Origin of the sequence: Cryobacterium levicorallinum (genome assembly GCF_004402405.1) — a bacterium.
Lineage (GTDB): Bacteria > Actinomycetota > Actinomycetes > Actinomycetales > Microbacteriaceae > Cryobacterium > Cryobacterium levicorallinum.
Map to the genome: position 1 here is coordinate 142,910 of NZ_SOFE01000023.1, position 24,799 is coordinate 167,708.

General features: G+C 62.3%; 18 protein-coding genes. 13 read left to right on the forward strand and 5 right to left on the reverse strand.

The window, feature by feature from the left end:
* The 5 genes from E3O11_RS12775 to E3O11_RS12795 form a co-directional block, all read right to left on the reverse strand.
* On the reverse strand, positions 1 to 654 hold the full coding sequence (locus E3O11_RS12775) for a hypothetical protein (RefSeq protein ID WP_092449061.1): 654 nt from the start codon (positions 652 to 654) through the stop codon (positions 1 to 3).
* Positions 655 to 685: 31 nt separating this feature from the next.
* Complete coding sequence (locus E3O11_RS12780; protein ID WP_092449060.1) at positions 686 to 1,765, reverse strand: ParB N-terminal domain-containing protein; 1,080 nt, start codon at positions 1,763 to 1,765, stop codon at positions 686 to 688.
* Complete coding sequence (locus E3O11_RS12785) at positions 1,762 to 2,592, reverse strand: hypothetical protein (RefSeq protein WP_092449059.1); 831 nt, start codon at positions 2,590 to 2,592, stop codon at positions 1,762 to 1,764. Before E3O11_RS12785 ends, E3O11_RS12780 begins: the two co-directional genes overlap by 4 nt.
* 511 nt (positions 2,593 to 3,103) lie before the next feature.
* Entirely contained in the window at positions 3,104 to 4,003 is a 900-nt protein-coding gene (locus E3O11_RS12790) for a bifunctional DNA primase/polymerase (RefSeq protein WP_092449057.1), read from the reverse strand.
* Positions 4,003 to 5,058: an ArdC family protein gene (locus E3O11_RS12795; RefSeq protein WP_198415596.1), complete on the reverse strand. Its 1,056-nt coding sequence runs from the start codon at positions 5,056 to 5,058 to the stop codon at positions 4,003 to 4,005. The genes E3O11_RS12790 and E3O11_RS12795 overlap by 1 nt, the downstream gene beginning before the upstream one ends.
* A gap of 241 nt (positions 5,059 to 5,299) precedes the next feature.
* Between E3O11_RS12795 and E3O11_RS12800 the strand changes: the two genes are divergently transcribed.
* The 13 genes from E3O11_RS12800 (at position 5,300) to E3O11_RS12860 (ending at position 24,618) form a co-directional block, all read left to right on the forward strand.
* Positions 5,300 to 5,755, forward strand: a complete 456-nt coding sequence (locus E3O11_RS12800; protein ID WP_092449179.1) for a hypothetical protein — start codon at positions 5,300 to 5,302, stop codon at positions 5,753 to 5,755.
* Between the two features lie 35 nt (positions 5,756 to 5,790).
* Positions 5,791 to 6,252, forward strand: a complete 462-nt coding sequence (locus E3O11_RS12805) for an ImmA/IrrE family metallo-endopeptidase (RefSeq protein ID WP_092449056.1) — start codon at positions 5,791 to 5,793, stop codon at positions 6,250 to 6,252.
* Positions 6,249 to 7,268: a DUF6545 domain-containing protein gene (locus tag E3O11_RS12810; protein WP_174775751.1), complete on the forward strand. Its 1,020-nt coding sequence runs from the start codon at positions 6,249 to 6,251 to the stop codon at positions 7,266 to 7,268. The genes E3O11_RS12805 and E3O11_RS12810 overlap by 4 nt, the downstream gene beginning before the upstream one ends.
* Positions 7,265 to 8,413, forward strand: a complete 1,149-nt coding sequence (locus E3O11_RS12815) for an alpha/beta hydrolase family protein (RefSeq protein WP_092449055.1) — start codon at positions 7,265 to 7,267, stop codon at positions 8,411 to 8,413. The genes E3O11_RS12810 and E3O11_RS12815 overlap by 4 nt, the downstream gene beginning before the upstream one ends.
* A gap of 283 nt (positions 8,414 to 8,696) precedes the next feature.
* Entirely contained in the window at positions 8,697 to 11,969 is a 3,273-nt protein-coding gene (locus E3O11_RS12820) for a helicase-related protein (protein ID WP_092449054.1), read from the forward strand.
* Positions 11,962 to 12,627 (forward strand): DUF4391 domain-containing protein, encoded by a 666-nt coding sequence (locus tag E3O11_RS12825; RefSeq protein ID WP_092449053.1) that lies wholly within the window; start codon positions 11,962 to 11,964, stop codon positions 12,625 to 12,627. The genes E3O11_RS12820 and E3O11_RS12825 overlap by 8 nt, the downstream gene beginning before the upstream one ends.
* A gap of 18 nt (positions 12,628 to 12,645) precedes the next feature.
* Positions 12,646 to 14,514 (forward strand): site-specific DNA-methyltransferase, encoded by a 1,869-nt coding sequence (locus tag E3O11_RS12830; RefSeq protein WP_241994718.1) that lies wholly within the window; start codon positions 12,646 to 12,648, stop codon positions 14,512 to 14,514.
* 5 nt (positions 14,515 to 14,519) lie between these two features.
* Positions 14,520 to 17,600: a type III restriction-modification system endonuclease gene (locus E3O11_RS12835; RefSeq protein WP_092449178.1), complete on the forward strand. Its 3,081-nt coding sequence runs from the start codon at positions 14,520 to 14,522 to the stop codon at positions 17,598 to 17,600.
* A 422-nt stretch (positions 17,601 to 18,022) separates the two neighbouring features.
* Positions 18,023 to 18,877: a hypothetical protein gene (locus E3O11_RS12840; protein ID WP_139226637.1), complete on the forward strand. Its 855-nt coding sequence runs from the start codon at positions 18,023 to 18,025 to the stop codon at positions 18,875 to 18,877.
* Positions 18,878 to 18,968: 91 nt separating this feature from the next.
* On the forward strand, positions 18,969 to 22,502 hold the full coding sequence (gene mobF, locus E3O11_RS12845) for a MobF family relaxase (protein WP_092449177.1): 3,534 nt from the start codon (positions 18,969 to 18,971) through the stop codon (positions 22,500 to 22,502).
* A gap of 112 nt (positions 22,503 to 22,614) precedes the next feature.
* Positions 22,615 to 23,007: a sulfate permease gene (locus E3O11_RS12850; protein ID WP_174775752.1), complete on the forward strand. Its 393-nt coding sequence runs from the start codon at positions 22,615 to 22,617 to the stop codon at positions 23,005 to 23,007.
* 103 nt (positions 23,008 to 23,110) lie between these two features.
* Positions 23,111 to 23,377: a hypothetical protein gene (locus tag E3O11_RS12855; RefSeq protein ID WP_092449050.1), complete on the forward strand. Its 267-nt coding sequence runs from the start codon at positions 23,111 to 23,113 to the stop codon at positions 23,375 to 23,377.
* A gap of 104 nt (positions 23,378 to 23,481) precedes the next feature.
* On the forward strand, positions 23,482 to 24,618 hold the full coding sequence (locus E3O11_RS12860; RefSeq protein ID WP_134495566.1) for a hypothetical protein: 1,137 nt from the start codon (positions 23,482 to 23,484) through the stop codon (positions 24,616 to 24,618).
* Positions 24,619 to 24,799 lie beyond the last annotated feature (181 nt).

The window sequence follows — 24,799 nt, forward strand, 5'->3', positions numbered from 1 at the left end:
TTACTCCAAAGGTTGGTCGGGCTGAGACAGCCGGAGCAGTGTGCACGTCTTCTTGGCCGGGCACACGACGAAAACCGTGAACGCCACCTGTCGCTCCGTGTTCAGGGCTTGCGTCTTCCAGGTGCCGGTGCGATGACGGGTTCCCGTTACGGTGAGTGCCGTGGCACCCTGTGGTATCTGCCCCGGCGCTGCCTGTTCGAGCGCGGTCGCCCAGGCCTCGGGCACACCCACCGACTCGATTTCGATCCATTGCCGAGTGCCGTACGTGCTGAGTCGCTGCCACATCTGAGCGGCGGGGAGATAGTCCCGAACATCGGAGGCCACGGCGGGTGCTTCATTCGTGTCGGCGACGTCGACGATCACCTGCGCCCAGTCGGAGAGGCCAACTTGGTCATGCGTGTCCCAATTGAAGAGCGCACCCGCGACGCTGCGTGCGAACTTCTCGGGGTCTCTCGTCGCAAGAATCGGCGGCGGCTGATCAGGGCGGGCCGTGGGCACCGGTGAAGCGGATGCTGCGGGCGCCGGCCGCGCGGCCTCGCTCGGTTTTTCGGGCCCACGGAGAAGTCCGAACAAGCCGACGACGATGAGAACGATCAGGGCGATGCCGCTGCTGACGATTGCGATGACCAGGCGGCGCCGGTGGGCGAAATGCATTGTGATCTCCTCAGGGTTAGGGCGGGGTGCCTCATCGGGAAAGCGATCGTGTCGATACCCGAGCAACTGCAGGGGAGTCGTCACGAAGAGAGCGCATCCGTTCGGCGAACGCGATGGTGCCGGCAAGTGTCGCTTCGAACTGATCCCATTGCTCATCGGTGAGCTGGGAAACGATCTCGTCGTCGTAGCGGAGCCACCATTCGCGGAGGTCGTTCCAGAGAAACACGAACGAACGCACGGGCAGATTGGAGTCGTTGGGGGTGGCTGGCCGGGCGTTTTTGGCCTTCGTCGCTGTCTTGGCTCGGGAGAGCGCTTCTCGGGCCAGCTGTTCGAGCTCGATGTCGCTTTGGGTGGTCTCGGCGGCGTGCACTCGTGAAGTTCCTGCCGACGCGGCGTGGCGGATGAGCGCGGGTTGCGCGGCATCCGCTGCCAGCTGCTCGAGTTCGGCGAAAGCCAGCTGAGTCTTCATGCGGCGGTGCGCAGCCGTGACCGAGCCGCCATTGCTAATCAGGTCGAGCTCAATGGTCGCGAGGCGGCGGAGTGCCTCGTCGAGATTCTCATCGGCAACGATGCCCTGCAGGTAGCCGATGCGTTCGAGCGTCGTGTACGAGCGTGTCCCGGTCACCAGTAGCGCGGCCCGTGCCCGGGCGTAGCCATCGAGGGAGGTCACCGGTGCTGCCACGGTGGCAGCACCGTCTGATTGGGGGGTCCCCTTCTTCGCGCCGAATCGTGACGCGATTTGACGCCGACGTGCGTCCTCCGCCAGGAGCATCTTCACCTCGCGATACAGGGTGGCCGCTTCGGTCGGGCTGAGGGTCTTGTGGAGGGCGTTGTCGTCTTGTTCTGCGAGCAGTTGGGCTAGTCCGTCCGAGATGCCGGAGCGAACCCACACGTTGAGCTTGCGTACCCCGAGCTGCCGGAGAGCGGCCAGGCGGCGGGCGCCGCAGACGAGGGTGCCGTCGGGCGTGACGGTGATCGGCTGCAGGAGCCCCTGCTTCTCGATCGAGGCGGCGAGGGCGTCGATGTCGCCGAGGTCGGTGCGATGCCGCGATCCGATCCGGATGGAGTCGATCGACCGCTCAAGTTCAATGTGACCCGGCGTGCTGGTCATACCCGCGCTCCGGGAGCGTTGTTGACGATGTCGGCGACCAGGTCGTCGTCGTGGAACAAGGCGCGAAGTGGCTCGCCGAGGAGCAAACGAAGCAGGATGCCGTGGCCGGCTTTGGTGTGCGCCTGCAGGGGGTTGCCGCTGCCCAGGAGTGCTCGGAGCATTGCCATCCACGCTCGCTGCGGAACGTCGAGGAGCGCACGGGCGGGGTAGTCACGACGTAGGGACTCGTACGCGGAGGCACGTGATGGTGCGTCCGCGAGTCGGCCGCAGACGTACTCGACGCCGTTGCGGGCGCGGTCGACCGGCCAATCGAGCAGGGTGAACATCATGATCGCGTCTTCGACCGCCGCCGCGACCTCGACCCGTGGTGGTTCGTCGGGCTGCGAGTCGGCCGGACTGGTTCTGAACGCGGGGTGGTAGTCCGTGAGAACGTGCTCGCGATCGCTGAAGCGTTCGGCGTCGTGGAAGGCCGAGACCTTGGGCCGGCGCGCCTGGTGCACGGAGCACAGGAGGCCTTGGGCGCGTTCCTCTGCGATGCAGGTAACCTGCACTGCTCGGGTGACCATTGCCCAGGGGTCGTCGGCGCGGAGTGTCGACGACGCCCGCATTGCATCGTATGCAGCAGCGGCGGCCTCCCAGGGATCCAGACCGTGCTTTCGCGCCAACCCCGCGTAGCGCCGGGCGGCGAACCGCATGAGTTCGGATGCCTCGGGGTCCGTCCGCCACTTGACGCCGCCATTCGCTTGAAGTCGGGCGAGCAAGATTCGCAGGCCTTCCGACTCGCGGAATGACTTCGATTCCTTTTCCCGCTGTGGCTGCCAGTCCATCGCGCTACCTCCTGTCAAATTGGTGTGTGTTGCCGTCCTCAACAGGATGCTCATCGTCAGCGCCGCCCGAGCCCGTGCCGGGACATTGGTGGACGCTCGCCCGACTGTCCGAACTCGGAGAGGGGAGGGAGTCGGTCGGCTCGTTCGCGCCTTGCCCGACGGATGGTGGTGGGCGCTCGCCGTAGCCGCCGAGCGAGCTCAGCCTGGAAATCAATGCCGCGACCGGCAACACGGGCACCGCCGATGCTGAGCAAATCCGAGGGCCGAACCCATTCGAGGCCGTTGCGGACGCCACGCCTCTCGGGCATCGTTGCGCGAGTGCGACGGGGATCGGTGATGCCGCCGTGAGTCAACGCGACGTGAGGCGAGGCCTCCCCGTCGATGGCGAGGCCCGGTGCGCGGTGTGACGCCTCGAAGTCGTCTTCGTCCATGGCTTGTGCTCTCCCTCACATCGTTGTTCTGTACAGCAGGAGTGTTGACGCTTCCCTACGCGGGTTCGACGGATGCTCCGTCACGCCCGGCATGGTCCGTCGCCTTGTCTGCTCCCTGGGGATGTTCGGTCGCGCCATTGGCTTTCTGGCCGACCATGCGGGCCTTCGCCAGACCGTCGGTTCGCGGACCTGATCGTGGCGGTGATCTCCGTCTCCGGGAGGCCGGCGCTCTGGGCAGCCGGGGCGAGTGCTGCTTCGACAGCGGCGGGTGTGTAGCCGGCTTCGGTGAGGCGGCAGGCGGCCCAGTATAATCCGCTGTTCCGCTCGCCTTCCTGCAGCCTGCCCACCCACTGCGCCAGCCGGGTCGGCTCGGGCACGCCCGCTGTCTCCGGCCGTGATGCCGTTCGAAGCGCGTGCGGGTCGACGAGACTTCGCAGGGCCGCGGCATCCACTGGCTTGGAGCCTGCAGCGGACAGCGTGACGAGGCAGTAGCCGACTCGGCCATTCTCCCGCAGTAGGGTCGAGGGCGGCACGACCACATACCCGCCGTTGCCACGAAAATCGATGTGCGCCGCGGCAGACTGCCAACAGCGTTGCGGGCGGGTAGCGGATGCGGGGAAGTAGACGTGCATGCCTCCGGAGGGAGTGCGCACCCGGGCCAGATCTCCGTCGACGAGGCCGGCGGCGCTGGCGCGATCGAAAGCGTCGAAGCCCGAAATGGTCTGTGCGACGTCGATGTCGACGACGTCGACACCAGACACGTTGCCGGTGGGCATCCCGATGTTCGCGTTGGGCCAGCGAGCCCACCACGCGCCTACCTGATTGCTGTCAAAGGTTGCGTCGTTGAATCCCGAGGCGGTCAGCGGGCGCTTACCGTCACGCGCACAGGGGAAGATCGGGATGCCCGCCCGGGCGAAGACGAGCGCGGCGTCCCGGGTGGGGAGTCGGTACGAGTTCATGAGCACCTCGGCGATATCCATCAGAGACTCCGGGCTCCGAGCCGCACACCCGACAGTTCGCTGGAGGCCCTCGCGACGGCGAGATTCTGGGTGGGCTTCTCACGATCAAACACCACGGGATCGCCGGCGCCCATCTGATCGGTCTGGAGTTGGTCGAGGATCGCCACGGCCACGCGACGCACGCGCTCACCCGTCTCCTGGGCGACCTCGGTAGCAGTCTTGCCCGGCACCGAACTCGCCCAGGCGGACACGTACGGGATCGTGTAGGCGCTCGTATCCATGCCATGGACCGCGCCGATCATCAGGGCGACCGACTCGGCTTCAACCTCGCCGATTCCGCGGTGAGCTTGCGCATCGGCGTCGGGCCGATGCATCCGGATGTGAGCCAGCTCGTGGGCGAGTGTCTTCACCTGAGCGGCGGCATCCATATCGGCGCGCACTGAGGCTGTTCGCCCGTGGAACTCGGTGCGCCCGTTCGCGCCGCCGAGCGACGCGGCATCCGCTGTCGATAGCAGGGTGAACCCGGCGTCCCGGACCAACGCGGAGAGGCCATCCCAGAGACCGTTGGGCGCCTCGCCGCTGAGGAGTCTCGGCGCGGGACGTTCATGGATCGGCGCACCGGCGGTCTGCGAGACGTCCCAGACGTATGCCGGTCGGGTGCCGACCATCTGCTGGCGCACGAGCTCACCGGCGCGAGGTCGCTCGCTTTGGTTGAGCCTCCGCCAAGAACGCACGTCGGCGGGGGAGGATGATGCAAAGCGCGCGGTGACGGGCGCGAGGATCATGTAGCCCTTCTGGCCGGCGACCACGTGACGCCCGAGCGCATTCCACTGTCGGAAGCCGGCGACGTAGCCGGGGAGCTCCGCCGACACGAGTCCGCGTTCGTGCGCTGCGGAATGCTGCGCCCAGATCAGGAGAGTGTTGTTGAACGAGCGTGTGCGGAAGCGGGCGGCGAACACGAGCGCCTGTTTCCACTCGTTGCCGGTGACTAGGGCCTCGACGGAGGCGACCAGACGTTCGTGAAGCTCGGTGAGCTTCTGCTCTCGCTCCTGTCGCTTGTGCGATTCCAAAGACACAATGACCACCTTCCCGAGTGGATGCCACGCCCACGTGGATGACAGAGAGGTGCACCTCGCCGTGCCAGTGCGTTCAGCGAGGGGCATCGTGTTTGAGCATGCTCAATTTTTGATTCAGGGATTGGTTTACCACCAGATTTGAGCATGCGCAACCCTTGCGTTGATCATGCTCAACGGGTATATTAGGCACTCTCAACGACCCGAGCATCCGCTCATCGCCAGAGGAGCCATGGTTCCGCACATGATCGAAGACGACAGCACGACAGCCGCAGAGGATCTCGCAAAGCGCCTCCGGCTGCTGCTCGACGTCGCCGAAGCTGAGACGGGCAGCGAGCCCACGTTTACACAGATTGCCGCGTTCCTCGAAGAGCGCGGAACGAACCTCTCGCGGTCGAGATGGACCTACGTGGTGAACGGCCACCGGTACGTGCAAGACCGCCTACTCTTCGAAGGGCTCGCCGCGTTCTTCGACGTGGACACTGAGTTCCTCGTCGGCTCGGACGGCGCCGAGATCCCTGCCAAGGTGAGCGCTCAACTCGATCTCGTGCGGGCAATGCGCTCCGCGCGTGTCAAAACGTATGCGGCCCGTACCCTCGGCGACATTTCCCCGAACGCGCTTCAGGCGATCACCAAATTCCTAGATGCGGAGATCTCGCAAGACTTGGCAGAAGCAAGCGAGCGCGCCAAGGCAGATTGAGCCATACACAGGTCCCGGAGGGAAGTGACACGGCAGTGAACAACGAAGTGAGCGTGCCGGCGCTGGCCGAGCTCGCCCTGGGCGAGACATTCACCTTCGATGAGTTGGTCGGTGCAGTGCAGCGAAGTAGGCAGCGTGGCCTGCGCATCGTCGAACTCGCGGAACTGGGCGTTCATGACGGCTTATGCGCCGTTTCGCTCATGAGGGATGGCGAAGATTTGATTCTTCATGCGCACAGTGATTCGGCGCTGCATCGGCAGCAGTTCGTGCTGCACGAATTGGCGCACTTGATCTTGGGTCACGATGTCGACGACGATCCTGACACGCGCGACTATCTGCTGCCGGACATCCCGCCGCAGACCCTGCGCCGACTGCTCAAGCGCCAAAATCTCAACACCGACAAAGAAGTCCAAGCTGAGACCCTCGCCGACCAGCTCGCCGCGGCAATTAGGGGATCGACATTGCATTCCTCCCGGTACTTGGAGATCTTCGGATGATTGCCGTCCTGGTCTCCGCCCTCATGTGGCTGCTTGTCGCGAGCCTGCTTATCCTTCGGCGGGGTCGTGCCGAGCGCAACATCAGCTACGCCGCGCTGACGATCGCGATCGCGATGACGCTGAATACGGATCAGGTCTACTGGGCGCTCGACCCGCTCGCTGGCGGCTCCAACCTGGTAACCCTCGTGGCGGACGCTACGTTGATGGTCGGCGTCTTCTTCCTAGGGCGCGGAGTGATGAGGGCATCCGAGCATCAAACGTGGGCCGTCCGGCTCGCACTCGGCCGGTTCACACTCGTCGCCGCGCTCATCGGCGCGATCGGAACGTTCCTGCTCATCCATCGTGGCGGCACCACCACCAGCTTCATGCTTGAGCTTGGCGAACAACCCGCTGCCGCCGCCTACTCGATGATCCAATTCATTTACTACGGGATCGTCCTCGCAGCGATGGCCGCGCTCGCTGGACGGCAGCTCCGAAGCAGCGAGGGCGCCCAGCGGTTACCGCCGGTATCTCTGATCCTCGGAAGCACCTTCGGGGTCGCGTTGAGCGTCGTCGTCATCATCATGGATCTCGCCCATGTGGTCGGCGAACTCGACCTGATGGCAGCAGTCGCCGTCGCGTATGAACCGCTCCACATCCTGACCTTCCTCCTCCTCTGCCTCGGCTTCGCCAGTCAGCCCGCAGCCCGCACTTTCCAGGCCAGATCTCGCGAACGGACGACCCGGAGGCTCGTCGGCGAACTCGAACCGATCTGGGCCAAAGCGACAACCGTACGACCGGGAATCAGCCAGAACGAGCATGTTGCGTTCGACGCCGGCGGGCCCGAGACTCTGCTCCATCGCCAAGTCGTTGAGATCCGCGATGCGATGATCGATACGCGGGTGTCATTCGACGTGAGCGACTACGACAAGGAGCTAGTCGAGCGCGCCGAACGCCACCTACTCGGAGCCGGGCCGACCGGCTCGGTGCCCACCGTTTCTCCGGCGACGACCGGAGACGGGCTGCGCCAACGATGAAAGCCGCCTGGGCCCTGGCTGGCGCGCTGGCCGGCGCAAGCGTGGCGCTCGGAGGGCTCGGGTTCCTGATCGCGCGGCGACTGACCGCCCCGGCAAGCGGGCGAAAATACGACTTGACAATTAGAGACGTGGATCACACGGGGGAGCGACCCATCGTCGTCCTTGATCGTTCACCGCGCACCGCCGCACCCGGCGACTACTGCCTCATTGTCGAGAACGGCGGCTGGGTTCAGCTGTCCCCGGAAGTCGAAGATCGCGGGCCGCATCTCGTCGGACGCGAGGTCGTGGGGGAGGCATGGCACGGCCTGGCCTCCGGCCAACGAGCATCCTGGAGTGGCATCTATTTTCAGACTCCAGCAGATGCCGGCCTCCAAACAACGGATGTCGAAATACAAACGGATGTCGGCCCCGCGCCCGCCTGGCTCATCACGCCCCGAGATGCTCCGTCGACCACGTGGGCCATCCATATTCACGGGCTCGGAAGCGCGCGTGCCGGAACGTTGCGTGGTGTGCAGGTCGCCTCGGAAGCTGGGTTGACGTCGCTCGTTGTGACGTATCGCAACGACGGTGAAGGCCCCAGGGTGGGGACCGGTAGGTCCGAGCTTGGCGCCGCCGAGGTCGATGACGTGCGCGCGGCCGTGCGCTTCGCCTGCGAGAACGGCGCACGCAGCGTCGTGCTTTTTGGGTGGTCGATGGGCGCAGCCATCGCGCTGCAACTCGCAGCAGGGCCTGGGCTTCGAGGCATCGTTGCCGGGCTCGTGCTCGAATCGCCCGTGCTCGACTGGGTCTCGACGATCAAGGCGAACTGCGCGCGGTCGGGCCTGCCTGGCTGGACCGGCGCGCTTGCCCTGCCGTGGCTCAACGTCCGGCCGCTGGCTCGAATGACCGGTCTAGCTAACCCCATCGGTCTGCGCGGCTTCGACTGGATCGCGCGCGCCGACGATTTGACCGTGCCGTCGCTCATCCTTCATGGAACACTCGACACGTCGTCGCCCTTCGAACTCTCGACTCGCCTCAGCGCCCTGCGTCCTGACATGGTCGACCTTGAGGCCTTCGACGCGGATCACACGATGAGCTGGAACTCGGCTCGCCAGCGATGGCGGGCAGTCCTCACGTCTTGGCTGGCACCTGGAACAGTAGGTTGAACGAATTCCATCCACATCGATTGGGCTTTGCCTCTCGCAGGGCTGTGGACACCGACAGCCCGGCTTTCTGGGCCTGCAGGCAAATCCGCCATGCTTCCTTCGACCAGTAAAAAACCCGGCCAAGCCGGACATCCCCGGCCAAACCTAGTCCGCTCCGGTAGCATCGCAGAGGTAGACCTACTCGGGGCCTGCCAAATAAATGGGGGCGTTGTGACCGAGCCTTGGCAGTCCGCGAACAAGATCCCTGCCGGCCCCGACTGTGACGAGGCGGGGGACTAACAGCATGCGCATCATTGATAACGTAACCGATCTGCTCGGTGACGACCTCAAGTCGGAGATCACATCAGGATCGAAGGTCCGGATAGCCGCGTCGACATTTTCAATCTTCGCATTCGAGGCGCTCCGTAAAGAACTGGAGCAGGTCTCTGAGGTCGAGTTCATCTTCACCTCGCCATCGTTCGTGACTGAGAATGTCACCGACAAGCTCCGCAAGGAAAAGCGCGAGTTCTTCATCCCCGCTGGGCAGGCCGAGTCGAGCTTGTACGGCAGTGAGTTCGAAATCAAACTCCGCAACAAGCTCACCCAGCGGGCCATCGCCAAGGAGTGTGCCGATTGGGTACGCCGCAAGGTGACATTTCGATCTAACGCGACGGGCAACCCGATGCAACCACTCGCCGTGGTTGATGGCAGAGCGGCATACTTCCCGATCCAGGGATTCACGACGACGGACCTCGGCTATGAAAGCGGCCCCGCAGTCTCAAACGTCGTGACGAAGTTCGAGAGCCAGACGGAGACGAAGCGGTTCCTCGACTTGTTCGACCAGATTTGGAACAATCCAGGACAACTCCACGACGTTACTCAGGCCGTCAGCGACCATATAGCTAACGTGTACGCCGAAAACTCGCCTGCGCGCATCTACTTCCTTATCCTGTACAACCTGTTTGCGGAGTTTCTCGACGAAATCAATGAAGATGTTCTGCCAAATGACCGCACCGGCTACCAAGAGACAAAGGTCTGGCAGAGCCTCTACAACTTCCAGCGCGACGGTGCGACCGGCATCATCAACAAATTGGAGACCTACAACGGCTGCATCCTTGCCGACTCGGTGGGTTTGGGGAAGACGTTCACAGCGTTGGCCGTCATTAAATACTACGAGTTGCGCAACAAGTCAGTTCTGGTTCTTTGCCCGAAGAAGCTCGCCGAGAACTGGACAAATTACAACGCCAACCTCACGACGAACATCTTCGCCGCCGACCGGTTCAACTACGACGTCCTCGCTCATACTGACCTCTCACGCACGAAAGGCGAGTCGCTAGGACTCCGGCTGGATCGTATCAATTGGGGAAATTACGACTTGGTCGTGATCGATGAGTCACACAACTTTCGGAATGCTGACTACGCCGAGGAGAAGGAATCGCGCTATCAGCGACTCATGCGGAAAGTCATGCGCGAGGGAGTCAAGACTAAAGTGCTGATGCTTTCGGCCACTCCCGTGAACAACCGGTTCAATGACCTGAAGAACCAGCTGCAACTTGCCTACGAAGGTGAGTCGGAAAACCTGGCTCAACATCTGAATCTCTCCACGAGCGTGGAGAAGGTCTTCTCTGATGCGCAACGGGTGTTCAATGAATGGTCCAAGCTGGGCCCCGAGCATCGAACGACGGAACGCATTCTTCAGATGCTGGACTTCGATTTCTTTGAGCTGCTCGACGCGGTCACCATCGCCCGATCCCGCAAACACATCCAGGCGTTCTACGACACTTCTGAGATAGGCGCGTTCCCGGAACGCAGAGCCCCCCTATCGATCCGAGCACCACTTACTGACTTGGGGGATGTCCCGGGCTTCAACGTTATCTTCGAGCAGCTCCAAGCTCTCACTCTCGCCGTCTACACTCCTCTGGCCTACGTGTTCCCGAGCAGGCGCGCCAAGTACGAAGACCTCTACAACGTCACCGCCGGAAGTGCCCGCTCCAATCTCGGGCAGGCCGGTCGCGAGCAGGGTTTGAAGAAGCTCATGACGGTCAACCTCCTCAAACGGCTCGAGAGCTCGGTCGAAGCTTTCCGATTAACGCTGGAAAGAATAGAACGCACGGTTGACGAGAGATTCCAAAGTCTTTCGATCCACAATGGGCCGATAGTAGATGCCGCTGATTTGATCGATTACGACTTTGACCTCGATGACGAGGACGACGCGAACGTGGAGGCGATTTCGTTCGGAGAGAAGATCAAGATCGACCTCGACGATATCGACATCGATTCGTGGCAGCGGGATTTGTGGAATGACCGCGAGACACTCCGAGAGCTGCTCGATGAGATGCGCAAGGTCACCCCAGGCAATGACCGCAAGCTCGCCGAGCTCAAACGCCTGATTGAACGCAAGGCCGAGAACCCGATCAACAGCGGCAATCGCAAGGTGCTGGTGTTTTCAGCGTTCGCTGACACCGCCGGATACCTCTACCGAGAACTCGCGCCAGTGCTTGCGGAAGCCGGGCTGGAGACGGCCGTCATCACCGGTGGGAGCCACGGAGCGAAGACCACACTCGGCACGGGCTTCGACTTCCAGCAGGTCATGGCGATGTTCTCCCCGCGGTCAAAGCAGAGGGATCTGACCATGCCGAACGAGACTCGCCAACTTGATGTGCTCATTGGCACCGATGTCATCAGTGAGGGGCAAAACCTTCAGGACTGCGACTACCTGATCAACTACGACATCCACTGGAACCCAGTTCGTATCATCCAGCGGTTCGGGCGAATTGATCGTATCGGCTCCCAGAACGCGCAGATTCAACTGGTAAATTTTTGGCCAGACATTTCCCTCGACGAGTACATTAACCTCAAGGAACGCGTCGAAAACCGAATGGTGATGGCCGACCTTGCCAGCACCGCCGACGACAACGTCCTTACCCTTGAGCACTCCGATGCAGGGTTCCGCAGAGAGCAGCTGCGTAAGCTCCAAGACGATGTCATCGAGCTTGAGGACGTCCGCACGGGCGTCTCCATCACAGACCTCGGACTCAACGATTTCCGAATGGACTTGCTCGCCTACGTCAAAGAATACGGCGACCTTGCCGCCGCGCCGAAGGGGCTGCACGCCGTGGTGCCAGCCGATGCGAGTAAGGGGCTCGTGCCAGGCGTGATCTTTGCGCTTCGGAATGTGGATGCTGACGACAACTTGAACCGTGGCAACAGGCTGCACCCGCATTATCTTGTGTACCTCGATGATCGAGGTGAAGTTGTGGCTGATCACACCGAGGCCAAGCGTCTACTTGACCTGCTCCGTGCTGGATGCCGGGTCTACGAGGAACCCCTGACCGATGTAGTGCAGGCTTTCAACACTGCGACGGGCGAAGGCGCGCACATGGGTAAGTATTCTCAACTGCTCACCGACGCGATCCACTCGATGATCGATGTTTCTGAGGAACGCGACATCGACAGTCTCTTCACTGGAGGTCAAACCACCGCCCTGAACGGAACGATTGCGGGGCTAGACGACTTTGAACTCATCGCGTTTGTCGTCATTGTTGACCCCGTGCAGGCGGTGACAGCCGATGGTTGATCTTTTGTACAAGTGGCCTGCCGCCGCCAAGTTTGGCAGTCGTGTGCCCAAGGAGAAGTTTTACGAGTACGGCAGTGTCAGCACCGCTGTGCGTGAGAAGTTTGTGTCCGAGGTCCAGCGCATTACCTGGGCCTATAAGCTTGCCGAATCCACCATCAACCTCCCCGGCAGCACGAGCGTTCCTGAGATCCAGGTCTTTCATATCGACACCAAGACCGGCGACGTCGCCGATCAGGTGCTGTCCGCAATCGACAAGGCCATCCAGTACCCGATTATCTTCGAGATCACGCGCGCAACAGCTGGCGAACCTCAGGTCCGGATGGTCGCAGCACACAAGCAGCTCAGCTCGGGTGCCTCGAAACTCAGTGCCTACTACTCGACCGGATGGCTCTCTGCTGACGCAGAACGGCAATCGCTCCCGACAGCTATTGGCTTGCCCACCCTCTACGCGGCGATCCTGGAGCCGCTGACGCCGGTGACGGTGCGGCCCGGTGAGGAGATGTCAGAGGTTGCCGACAGACTGGCGACCGTGCGGAAACTCGAACGCGAGATCACCGCCTTGGAGCGCAGGCTCCGCACCGAACCGCAGCTCAACCGCAAGATCGAGCTGCGCCGCACCCTCAAAACTAGACAACAAGAACTCGAACAGCAGAGGTAACCCGTGGAGAAACTACGAATGACGTCGCCAGACCTGACAGACTCCAATATCGGCAAGCTCGCCGACCTATTCCCGACCGTCGTCACTGAGTCCGTCGACGCTGACGGCAATTTCAAGATGGCCGTCGACTTCGATCTGCTGCGCCAGGAACTCTCCGACCACGTCGTTGACGGGCCGCAGGAGAGGTACCAGCTCGACTGGCCAGGTAAGCGTGCCGCCACATTCGCCGCTAACGCGCCGATCGCCAAGACGCTGCGTCCCGTCCGCGAAGAGTCGGTGGATTTTGAAACCACAAAGAACCTCTTCATCGAAGGTGACAACCTCGACGCTCTCAAATTACTGCAGGAGTCCTACCTCGGCAAAGTCAAACTCATCTACATTGACCCGCCTTACAATACAGGCAGCGACTTCGTCTACTCGGACACGTTCTCACAGACCTCCGCTGAGTACCTGCGCAACTCTGGTCAGGCTGACGACAACGGAGTTCGTCTCATTGCGAACACAGAAGCAAACGGCCGCTTCCATTCCGACTGGCTGAGCATGATTTACCCGCGCCTGAAGTTGTCAAGGAATCTGCTCACCGATGACGGCGTGATCTTCATTTCTATCGATGACAATGAGATTGGGCAGCTTCGTCGGATCTGTGACGAGATCTTCGGTGAGGCAAACTTTCTCGCGCAAGTCGTCTGGCAGAAGCGGACTTCACCAGAGGCTCGGAAACGTATCGGTGCGGGGCATGAATACGTCGTGATGTATGCGCGGGATCGAGCGAATGTGGAAGCGGCGCTCGCGCCACTGCCGCTGGACGAAAAGGATCGCGCGGCTTTCAATAACCCGGACGACGACCCGCGCGGGCGGTGGGTATCGTCAGACTTTACTGCGCCAGGCTATCGACCAAATCAGATGTATGAAATTGTCACGCCTTCCGGTTTGACGGTTGGCCCGCCCCCGGGGCGTTGCTGGATGAACATCGAGTCCGAATACAAGAGTCAAGTTTCAGAAGGGCGCTTCTGGTTCGGGCCTGATGGGAAAGGCATCCCGCGCCGGAAGACGTACCTGGCTGAGCGTGACGGTAAGTCCGCTTGGACATGGTGGCCCAACTCGGAAGTCGGTCACACCCAAGAGGGAACTCGCGAAGTCCGTGCCCTTTTCGACAAGAACGGACCGACTTACTTCGACTATCCGAAGCCCGTCCGCCTCTTGCGAAGGATTATTCAACTCGCAACGCATCCCGACGCTGATGAAGTGATTCTTGACTTCTTTGCGGGCTCGGGAAGCATGGCTCACGCGGTTTTGGCTCAAAACGCAGCGGATGAAGGTTCACGTCGCTTCATCATGGTCCAGATCGACGAAGTACCGGCATCGCAATCCGATGCGGCGAAGGCGGGGTATGGGTCGATCGCGGAGATATCACGAGACCGAATCCGACGAGCGGGCGCAAGCGTGTTAAAAGGCGCAGCACTCACGAGCGTAGGGCTGGACACTGGGTTCAGGAGCTTCAAGATCGACTCGACCAACATGGCGGACGTCCTTCGTGCCCCAGACGATACTGACCAGCTTGCTCTCGATCAGCTCGAAGGAAGTGTAAAACCGGACCGTTCCGGAGAAGACCTGCTGTTTCAAGTTCTTCTCGACTGGGGCCTCGAACTAACGATGCCCATCAGCGTCGAGCAGATCGACGGCAATGAGGTTTTCGTCGTCGAGGATGGTGCTCTGATCGCATGCTTCGACGAACTCGTCAGTCCAGTGGTTGTGCATTCGATCGCGAAGCGTCAGCCGTTACGTGCTGTGTTCCGTGATTCCGGCTTCACGTCCGATGCCGCGCGTATCAACGCCGAGCAGGTCTTTCGCGAGGTATCTCCGGCGACCGACGTAAAGGCAATCTGATGGGGATGAAACTACAGTTCAAGGTCCAGCGGTATCAGACCGACGCCGTCGACTCGGTCGTGGACGTCTTTGCAGGTCAGCCCAAGCATGACGGCATCTCCTATCGAATCGACCCCGGCAAGGTAGTACCTGCCTCGAACCCGACGCTGTTCGAGACGAACGATATGCCCGACTCCGGTCTTCGGAACGCCGACATCGCGCTCTCCTCGACTCAGCTGCTGGAGAACCTTCATAAGGTCCAGCGGTCTCGCAACCTGCCGCTGTCGACGACGCTTATCGATAGCAAGGCGGCCCCGGGGGCTCCGAACTTGGACGTGGAAATGGAGACCGGAACCGGGAAGACCTACGTCTACATCAAGACCATCTTGGAGCTTCACAAGCGGTATGGCTGGTCGAAGTACATCATCGTGGTGCCCTCGCTCGCTATCCGTGAAGGCGTCAAGAAATCGTTCGACGTCACTTCCGAACATTTCCAACAGCTTTACGGGACGAAGCCGCGATCCTTCATCTACAACTCCTCGCAACTGCACGAGATCGAGCGTTTCAGCTCCGATGCCGGGGTGCAGGTGATGATCATCAACATCCAGGCGTTCAACGCCACAGGTAAAGACAACCGTCGCATCTACGACGTACTCGATGACTTCCAGTCGCGGCGTCCGATCGACGTGATCGCGGCGAACCGACCTATCGTGATCATTGACGAGCCGCAGAAGATTGGTGCTGCGAAGTCCCTCGATGCGCTTTCGCGCTTCCATGGCCTGATGATGCTGCGTTACTCGGCAACACACAAGGTGGAGCACACGAAGGTACACCGCCTCGATGCTTTGGACGCATACAACCAGAAGTTGGTCAAGAAGATCGCGGTGCGCGGCATCACAGTGAAGGGCCTTGCCGGATCCACCGCATACCTTTATCTGGAAGCTATCGAGATCGCCAAGGGCGCGAAGCCACGTGCTCGGATTGAGATCGAAGTGCAGACCCAGACTGGGATCAAACGTCAGGTCAAGCGCCTCGACGTCGGTGCGAACTTGCACGATGTGTCGAACGGAATTGAGGCTTACAAGGGCTTGTTCATCACTGAGATCGACGCGAGCCGCGATGTTATCGAGCTAAGCAATGGCGACGTCGTCATCGCCGGGCAGCTCGCTGACCGCGACGTCACAGAGGAGACGAAGCGGCGCATCCAGATTCGCGAGGTCATCCGAGCACATTTGGACAAGGAACGAGAATTGTTTAGCCAGGGCATCAAAGTGCTCTCACTATTCTTTATCGACGAGGTCGCCAAGTACCGCGACTACGGCCGTGAAGACACCCTCGGTGACTATGCCCGCGTGTTCGAGGAAGAGTTTGCCGCAATCCGCGACGAGGTACTCGGCGAGCTGGCGATAGATAACATGACGGAGGAGTTCCAGCATTACTTGCAACGCGATGAGGTCCGACGGGTGCACGAGGGATACTTCTCGATCGACAAGAAATCCAAGCATCAAGTTGACGGCAATGTCTCCGGCCGTGGCGACGACAAGGGCCAGTCCAACGACATCGATGCGTACGACCTGATCCTGAAGGACAAAGAGCGACTGCTCTCGTTCACAGAGCCAGTCCGGTTCATCTTCTCCCACTCCGCGCTGCGCGAGGGCTGGGATAATCCCAACGTGTTTGTCATGGGAATGCTCAAGAAGAGCGACAACACGGTGTCCCGCCGCCAAGAGATCGGCCGCGGCCTGCGCCTCGCCGTCGACCAGCGCGGTGAACGCATGGACAACCCCGTCACTGTGCATGACATCAACGAACTGACAGTGGTCACCGACGAGTCGTACACCGACTTCGTTGCCGGACTCCAGAAGGAGATTTCGGAGTCCCTAGCTGCCCGACCGCGCAAGGCCACCCCCGAATACTTCGCCGGCAAGATCGTCGAGGACGTTCCGACCGGAACCATTCACACGATCACGCCGGACGAGGCAAAGCAACTCCAGTACTGGCTAACGGTTAACGCCTTTATCGACTACGAGCAGCACCTCACCGACAAGTGGCTCGCTCGTGCCGGATTGCCAGAGATGCCCGAGTTGCCAGCCTCGCTGCAGCCGTATTTTTACCAGGTTGCCGAACTCGTTGACGCTCTACATATCGCGGCGCCGGAGATCACCGACGATCGCAAGCCGAAGAGGATCCCTCTCAACGAGGCGAACTTCGCCAAGAAGGAGTTTCAGGCGCTCTGGGGTCGGATCAACCACAAGGCTGTCTACCAAGTCGAGTTCGACTCGGCCGAACTTATCCACATGTCGATTGGGCATCTGGACAAGCACCTGAACGTCGCCGCGATGCAGTACGTCGTCCAAGCAGGACAGCAGCGCGAAAAGTTGGAGGCTGACGACCTGGCGGGCGGCTCGGGGTTCGTGGTGTCTACTACCCAAACTCACACCGAGACCATGAGTGCGGGATCACAGGTGAAGTACGACTTGCTTGGTGAGATCACCGAAAAGACTCAGCTCACCCGTCGCACGGTTGCCGCTATCCTGCGAGGCGTGGCGCCGGGCACGTTCGGGAAGTTTCGGCTTAACCCGGAGCAGTTCATCACTGAGGCGGCGCGGCTGATCAACGAGCAAAAGGCAACCGTCATTGTCGAGCATCTGATCTACGACGCGCTGGAAGATCGGTTCGACTCCGCGATCTTCACAGAGAATCAAACCGCGCAGGATTTCAGTAAGGCGGGGCACAAGCTCAAGAAACACATCTACGACTTTGTCGTGACTGACTCGAAGATCGAGCGTGCGTTCGTCACCGAGCTGGACACAAGTACGGAGGTCGCTGTTTACGCCAAGCTTCCTCGTGGTTTTTTCATCCCGACTCCGGTGGGTGACTACAACCCCGACTGGGCGATCGCGTTCACAGAGGGCAGTGTCAAGCACGTTTACTTTGTTGCCGAGACCAAGGGCTCGCTTTCGACCCTGCAGCTCAAGGGCATCGAGGACGCAAAGATCGAGTGTGCCCGCAAATTCTTCGCGTCCATGAGTGCGAAGAACGGCCACGACGTGACCTACAAGGTAGTTACCGACTTCACCGAGCTGATGCAGCTCGTCACCGCGTAGGTCGATCTGTGGCGCTATTCTCGGAGCACTTTCAGTGGCCATCGACCTTGGTCGAATTTGAGTCGATCGGTGGTGGCGCACGCGACGGCACAGCCGAAGTTGTTGAACGCGGCGGGCGGTGGATCCTCAAGTCACCGCGTAGCTTCTCGTATGCGACAGGGCAGCCTGGCGTACGAGTCCTCACGGCATCTCTTGACGGGACACCGACGCTCATACGTGGAACAGTCTTCGGGATCGACGGTGACCTGGGGTTGCGAGTCGATGAACTCAGGGTCGGATCAACCGTGGATGATGCTCAATACACAACCGTGACGGCGACATTCGAACACCTGGCGTCGGCCTGTTCGTACCGCCACGAGGACGGAGCAGCCCGAGGCCCCTCGCAGGCACTGTTGTTTCCCGAGGTCGACGGAGCGCCACAGATGGAAGTGACGCTACGCGGTGGAGAGAACTCGATCACGTTAGTTGCGCCGGAGCCGGTTCCGTTGGAGGACTTTGAGACTCAGCTCGCCGTCTTTCAGACGATGCTCACATTCGCTGCTGACCTGCCATGCGGGCAACTCACCCTAATAGCGACTGAGGCGTCCGGGCAGACCGTGAACGTCTTTGGGCGAGATAAGTACGCGCCGTTTGAGCGTTCGACGCGCGCACCGGTTGAGTACTCGCTGAGGTTCGCTGGTGACTGGATTCAGCACACGATCGAGCGGTGGTGGGCGGCGTACAGCGAGTGGAAGCCGGTCCTCTATATCCTCGCTGGGTTGCGGTACCAGCCTGGTTATGTTGACGCAGACGTGATCCTCAGCTCTGCGGCAATTGAGTCAGTCGCAACAGCGCTTCAACTGCACGAAGCCCCGCGACTAAGTTCCGACGAATCTAGGCCGATTCTCGAAGCTCTGGAATCGTTGACGGGCCTGGACCACGCGCAGAAGGAGGCCGTGGCGCAGCTCAAGGGCGATCTTGGGAGGACCACATTTCGTTCGAAAGTGGAGCAGCTCATCCGACAGGTCGATGACGATGTCTGGCAGCGAGCGCGGGTGTCCGTTAAAGAATGGACGAAGCAGTTCCTCAAGGCTCGAAATGCCATTGCGCACGCGGCATCTAGCGGCATCTGGGAAGATGGCGTCTTGCTGCGCGGCATCCGGGACGCCAACTGGATCGTGCTTACTCTCGTGATCTTGACGCACGTGGGCATTCCAGATGCGGCGATTGACCGTGCAGCGGAACGACTCGGCACCCGATACGGTCCGCGCTACCGCGATATAGAGATTTTCACCTGAATTTGTACACCTTCTGAGCCACCACGCCTCTTGCAGATCGAGGCGGCGCACCTCCGTGACGAAAGCGGAGGAGCGCGCGGTGACGGTGTCGATGCGGGTTATGAGTGCCGGCGACGGGTACAAGTACCTGCTGCGCACGGTCGCCGCTGGTGACGGAAATCGCTCTTTATCGACGCCGCTTACCCGTTACTACACCGCGCAGGGCACGCCGCCGGGCCGGTGGATGGGCGGTGGACTTCCGGGTCTCGGCGGCGGTCTCGTCATCGAGGGTGACGTCGTCACGGAAGAGCAGCTGCAGCGGCTAATCGGATTGGGCCGCGACCCGGTAACAGGTGAGGCTCTCGGGCGGGCGTACCCGGTGTATCGGACTGCCGCAGATCGAGCCGCCCTCGGCCGGAGTGAAGACGGCGTCGAGCCGGGGTCCGGCGAGGGAGCATCCGCAGAGGAGGAGTCAGCTGGACAACGGCGCAGGGCAGTCGCCGGGTACGACTTCACGTTCTCGATTCCAAAGTCGGCGAGCGTCCTCTGGGGAATTGCCGACGCACCGACGCAGGCGCGCATCGCGGAGGCTCACCACGCGGCGGTTGCCGAGGTGATCGCGTTCATGGAGCGCGAGGTTGCGGCGACCAGAACCGGCACGACGGCGCAGGGCGGCGCCGTTGCGCAAGTCGATGTGACCGGACTGATCGCGACGGCCTTCGACCATTTCGACAGCCGGGCCGGCGACCCTCATCTGCACACGCACGTCGTGATCAGCAACAAAGTGCAGACCGTGCTCGACGGCAAGTGGCGCTCGCTCGATGGCCGGCCCATGCACGAGGCCGTGGTTGCGCTCTCCGAACTGCACGAGACCCTGTTCGCAGACGCACTTACGCGATCGATGGGCGTGCAGTGGGAGAAGCGGGAGCGCGGTCGGGACCGCCACCCCGCGTGGGCGGTCAGCGTTGTTCCCGAAGCGCTCGTCGCGGAATTCTCGTCGAGATCCCGGCACATCGATGTCGAGACCGACCGGTTGATCGAGGCATACATGGCGAGCCACGGGCGTCGCCCGAACCCGGTGACAATCATGAAACTGCGCGCGCAGGCCACGCTTTCCACTCGGCCGGTCAAGCAAGTGCACTCCCTGGCAGACCTCACGGCTGCGTGGCGAGCACGCGCAAAGCTCGTGCTCGGGCGCGACGCGTCGGCGTTGGCGAGTGCGGCATCCGCTCACCCGTCTGCGCTGGTGCTGCGCGCCGAGGACGTGCCTCGCGAGGAGGTCGATGCGCTGGCGTTCAGCGTGATGACGGCCGTCAGTGAGAAGCGCGCAACCTGGCGGCACTGGAACCTCACGGCCGAGGCAGCGCGCCAAACGATGCAGTACCGCTTCGCATCCGCTTCGGATCGAGAGGCTGTTGTCGGGCTCATAACGGATGCTGCCGAGCGCGCGTCGTTGCGCATCACACCACCCGAGCTGGCCTCGAGCCCTGCCGCATTCCAACGTGACGACCTCACGTCCGTCTTTCGACCAAAGCACTCCACCGTGTTTACCTCGACTGAGTTGCTCGACGCGGAGTCTCGGCTGCTCGAGCGGGCCGCTGACGAGAACGGACCACGAGTCGCGGCGACGACACTGCGGTCGGCCGCGCGCACGAAGCTGCCGGGCGGGGGAGTGCTCGCCGACGGCCAGCTTGCGGCGCTGTTGTCGATCGTCGGCTCGGGTCGAGTGATTGATGTGCTCGTGGGGCCGGCTGGCGCAGGCAAGACGACGGCCATGTGCGTGCTTCGGCTCGCATGGGAGGAGGCGCACGGTGCGGGCTCTGTGGTCGGCCTTGCACCCTCGGCGGCGGCCGCGACGGTATTGGCGACTGACCTCGGAATCACGACTGAGAACCTGGCGAAGTGGTGGCAGACCCATCGCGACCATGGAGAGACGTTTCGGGCCGGGCAGCTCGTGATCATCGACGAGGCATCGTTGGCGGGCACGCTGCCACTGGATCGAATCACCGCGCTGGCCGCTAATGCCAACGCGAAGGTTCTGCTGGTGGGCGACTACGCCCAGCTTCAGTCGGTTGATGCTGGCGGCGCGTTTTCGATGCTGGTGCATGATCGACCGGATGCGCCAGAGCTCATTGACGTGCACCGGTTCGCGCACGAGTGGGAGAAGACGGCGTCCCTCGGACTGCGTCAGGGCAACTCCGAGGTGATCGATCTTTATGGCGTGCACGACCGCCTGCGCGATGGCACCACCGAAGCGATGGCGGATGCCGCCTATGAGGCCTGGCGCACAGACACCCGAGCCGGCAAGGAGACCGTGCTGATCAGTGACTCAAACGAGGCGGTCGCATCACTGAATGTGCGCGCTCGAACGGAACTGATCCTAGAGGGTCAGGTCGATGCGCTGCGCGAAGTCGCGCTACATGACGGAACCCGTGCCGCGGTCGGGGACACGGTGATCACGCGCCGGAACGATCGCCGGCTCTACGCGTCCCGAACGTGGGTGCGCAACGGCGACCGGTGGGCCGTGATCGACGTGCACCGGAACGGTTCGGTCGAAGTGCGGCGGCACGGGCGGCGGTGGGGGAGCACCGTGCTGCTTCCCGCCGAGTACGTGCGCGAACACCTTGAACTGGGCTACGCGGTCACCTCCCACCGTGCGCAGGGAATCACGACCGATACTGCGCACGTCGTCGTTGCGCCAACCATGCCACGAGAGAACCTCTACGTCGCGATGACGCGCGGTCGCGAGGCGAACACCGCCTACGTCGCCGTCGACCGGCCCGATGTCGCCCACGTGGGGCCGCGCCCCGGTGACGATGGCGACGTGACGGCGCGCAGCATCCTCTTCGGCATTCTGCAGCACGTCGGTGCCGAGCTGTCCGCACACGAAAGCATCGCCGCGGAGCAGGACGCGTGGGGATCGGTGGCGCAACTCGCGGCAGAGTATGAGACCATCGCGGCGGCCGCGCAGCACGACCGATGGGTGTCGGTGGTGCGCGCGAGCGGGCTCTCGCCGGGCCAGGCCGACGCGGTCATCCACTCGGATGCCTTCGGGCCATTCACCGCAGAGCTCCGGCGAGCCGAGGCCCACTATGTCGACATTGCAAACCTCCTGCCGCGCGTGGTTGCGGCCCGCGGGTTCGAGGATGCCAAGGACATCGCGGCGGTTCTGCGAGCCAGAGTGGCAGCGGTCTTGTCTCGGAACGGCGGAGCGGGGCGATCGCGCCGCGCTCCGCGCCTTATCGCCGGGCTGATCCCTCGTGCGATCGGGCCAATGGATGCCGCCATGCACCAGGCGTTGGTTGAGCGAAACGACCTGATCGAGTCGCGAGCGAGCGCAGTGCTTGACGAGGCGTTGCTCGCGGGGGAGCCGTGGACTCGAGCGCTCGGCACCGCGCCGCGCGGGTCTGCAGCCGTCGCGTGGCACCAAAACGGATGCGCTGTCGCGGCCTACCGCGACCGCTACGGCATCGTTGGCGCCAGGGCGCTCGGTGCGGTACCGGAATCGACGGCACAGAAGCTGGATGCCGCGCGCGCTCGTGCCGCGCTCGAAGGTGCGCAGCGCCTCGCGGAAGAACGCTCCGCCCGCGATGTGCCCCGACCCGCCGTCAATTTAAAGCTTCCGCGGGCGGGCATCCGGTTCTAAAATGGTGTCAGGCAACCTCTATGCGCGCTATCGCTCGGTGTGATGGCATGACTCCCGTTCGGCGGGCAGTCCTTTCAAGTTTCTTGTTGCCGGACTTCTGGAAGGCTGCATCATGTTCGGACTCATCTTGGACGTCACTGCCCGCATTCACTACGCTCTGCGCGGGTTGATGCCGACCAACGTCCTGCTCGACGCGCTTCACACTCGTCGCGGTCTCAAGTGGGGCGTGCCGGCGATGCTGCTCGCGGTCCCGTACGCACTCGCAGCCGTTTTCTGCACCAGCCAGGTCGAAGCCGGCGGCTCCGGCTGGTTCAACTTGCTCGCACTGATCTTCGCGTGGAATGCGCTGAAGTTCCTCGTCGCCGGACCCCTGACCTTGATGCGTCTGCTCTGGGTGCTTGGCCGCGAGGCCAACGCGCGGCGTCGGGCGGCGCGGGCACTTCTCGGCGAAGGATTCGGCCCGGAGCTAGTCGAGGAGCCGGTGCTCACTTCGCGTCGAGCCTGAGCTGGCACAGAACTCGGTCAGGTTCGCTCGGCCGGTCACCAACGGCGTACCTCTTGTTCGGGCAGTATTGGCTCACACCCGTCGACCAGTAGGAGGCTTCATCATGACGATCCCCCAAGAACAGTTCGATGATCTGCTCAGTCGCGCCGCGCTCGCTTCGCTCTTCTACTATGCGGAGATCGCGGTGGATGATGGAGAGTACAACCTGCAGAACGACATCGCGTATTGCCTGGAACCCGTCGCCGCGATCGCGGACGACGATGCCGACCGGCTCCGCGTCGCTGTCGGACGTGTGATTACGAATCCGACGGCGCATCGCTCTGAACTCCTTGCTCTGGTTATCGAACTAGCCCCGCCGCCTGCCACGTAGGAGCGATCATGAACGACTCATCTCAGGAGAACGCGGCGTCGCGGAAGTCACTGGCGGAGCATCCGTCTGACAGTGATGCGGAGGCCGAGAAGAGGCGCCAGTATGTGGCGGCGAACCGCGACCGCATTCGCGAGATGAACCGGCTCTGGCGAGCGGAACACCTTGAGCGCGCTCGGCAGATCAATCGCGACTCGGAGCGTCGAGCCGCGGCACGCCGGCATCGCGAGACGGAAGTGCGTGCCCGGGGGAGGGAACGTGCGAAACGCTGGCGGGAAGTGCACCCCGACCGCCGGCGCGAGTATCAGCAGCGGTGGGTGGAGGAGAATCGCGCGAAGGTCAGGGAGTATTACAACCGCTACTACGAGGCCCACCGCGACGACGTGAACGCCCGGGCCGCGGCCAGGCGGGATGCGGATCCCGACCGCACGAAGCAGATCAGCAAGGAGTGGGCCGACCGCAACAAGGAGCGCCGTGCCGAGTTGCAGCGAACCCGGCGTAGCGACCCGGAGACTTACCAGTCGGAACTGGAAGTCAACGCCGCAGCGAGACGACTCAAGCGCAGTCTGAGCCGGGCCGGCCTCCCGCCGAAGCGACTCCATCCGACGACGGCCGCCGAGCGGCGTGTAGACGAGCGCGAGGCTGACGCCTATTTCAATGACCTGTCGCGGCCCGAGCACCTACGGCAGTTCACGGTGTTCGCCGAATCGCTGACCGAGCACATGCTCAAGAACGGCGCCCGTATGCGCGAATTCGCCGAAGCCTACGTGGAGAACCGGGCGCGCATTGGGCTCCCGACGGTGCCGGTGGAGAACATCGTCTATGCCCGCGCTGTCGAGCTCGTCGTCGAGTGGATGCGCCGGGTCGACCTCCTGACGAGCCGCGACGTCGCCGCGGCCGTGCGAAGTACGAAGGCCGAGGTCCGGCGTGCAGAGCGCCAACAGCAGTTCGATCGACTTGTGAAGACTGTCGTGGCGCAGGTGCAACGCAACAGTGCACGGTACGTCGTCGATGCTGAGATCGAGAACCGGGCACGGGCTCACCAGGGTAAACCGCGTGCGTCGGTCGAGTCCTTGGTTGTGCAGCTTGCCATGGAGGAAGTCATTGAGCGCGTGCCTACGAGCAGTCTGACGATCGAGGATGCTCGGACGGCAGCGCGTGTTGCGAGGCTGCGAGTCTCGATTTCGGACCAAGCCCGCCTGAATGCGGGTGTCGATCGGATTCAGCGACAGCCGTTCGGGTAGCTGACCAGTGCCGTGTCAAACTGCTTCAACGCAGCGGGACGATCGGACCGGAGGCCGACAATTCGCCGATCGGTGCGTCCACGATCGAATGGTAATTCTGGGACAGACGGTTCAGGCAGGCCTGGTTCAGCCTGCTCGGTCTATCGGTGGCGCCTTCGTGCGGCAACGTCCCATGAGTGTC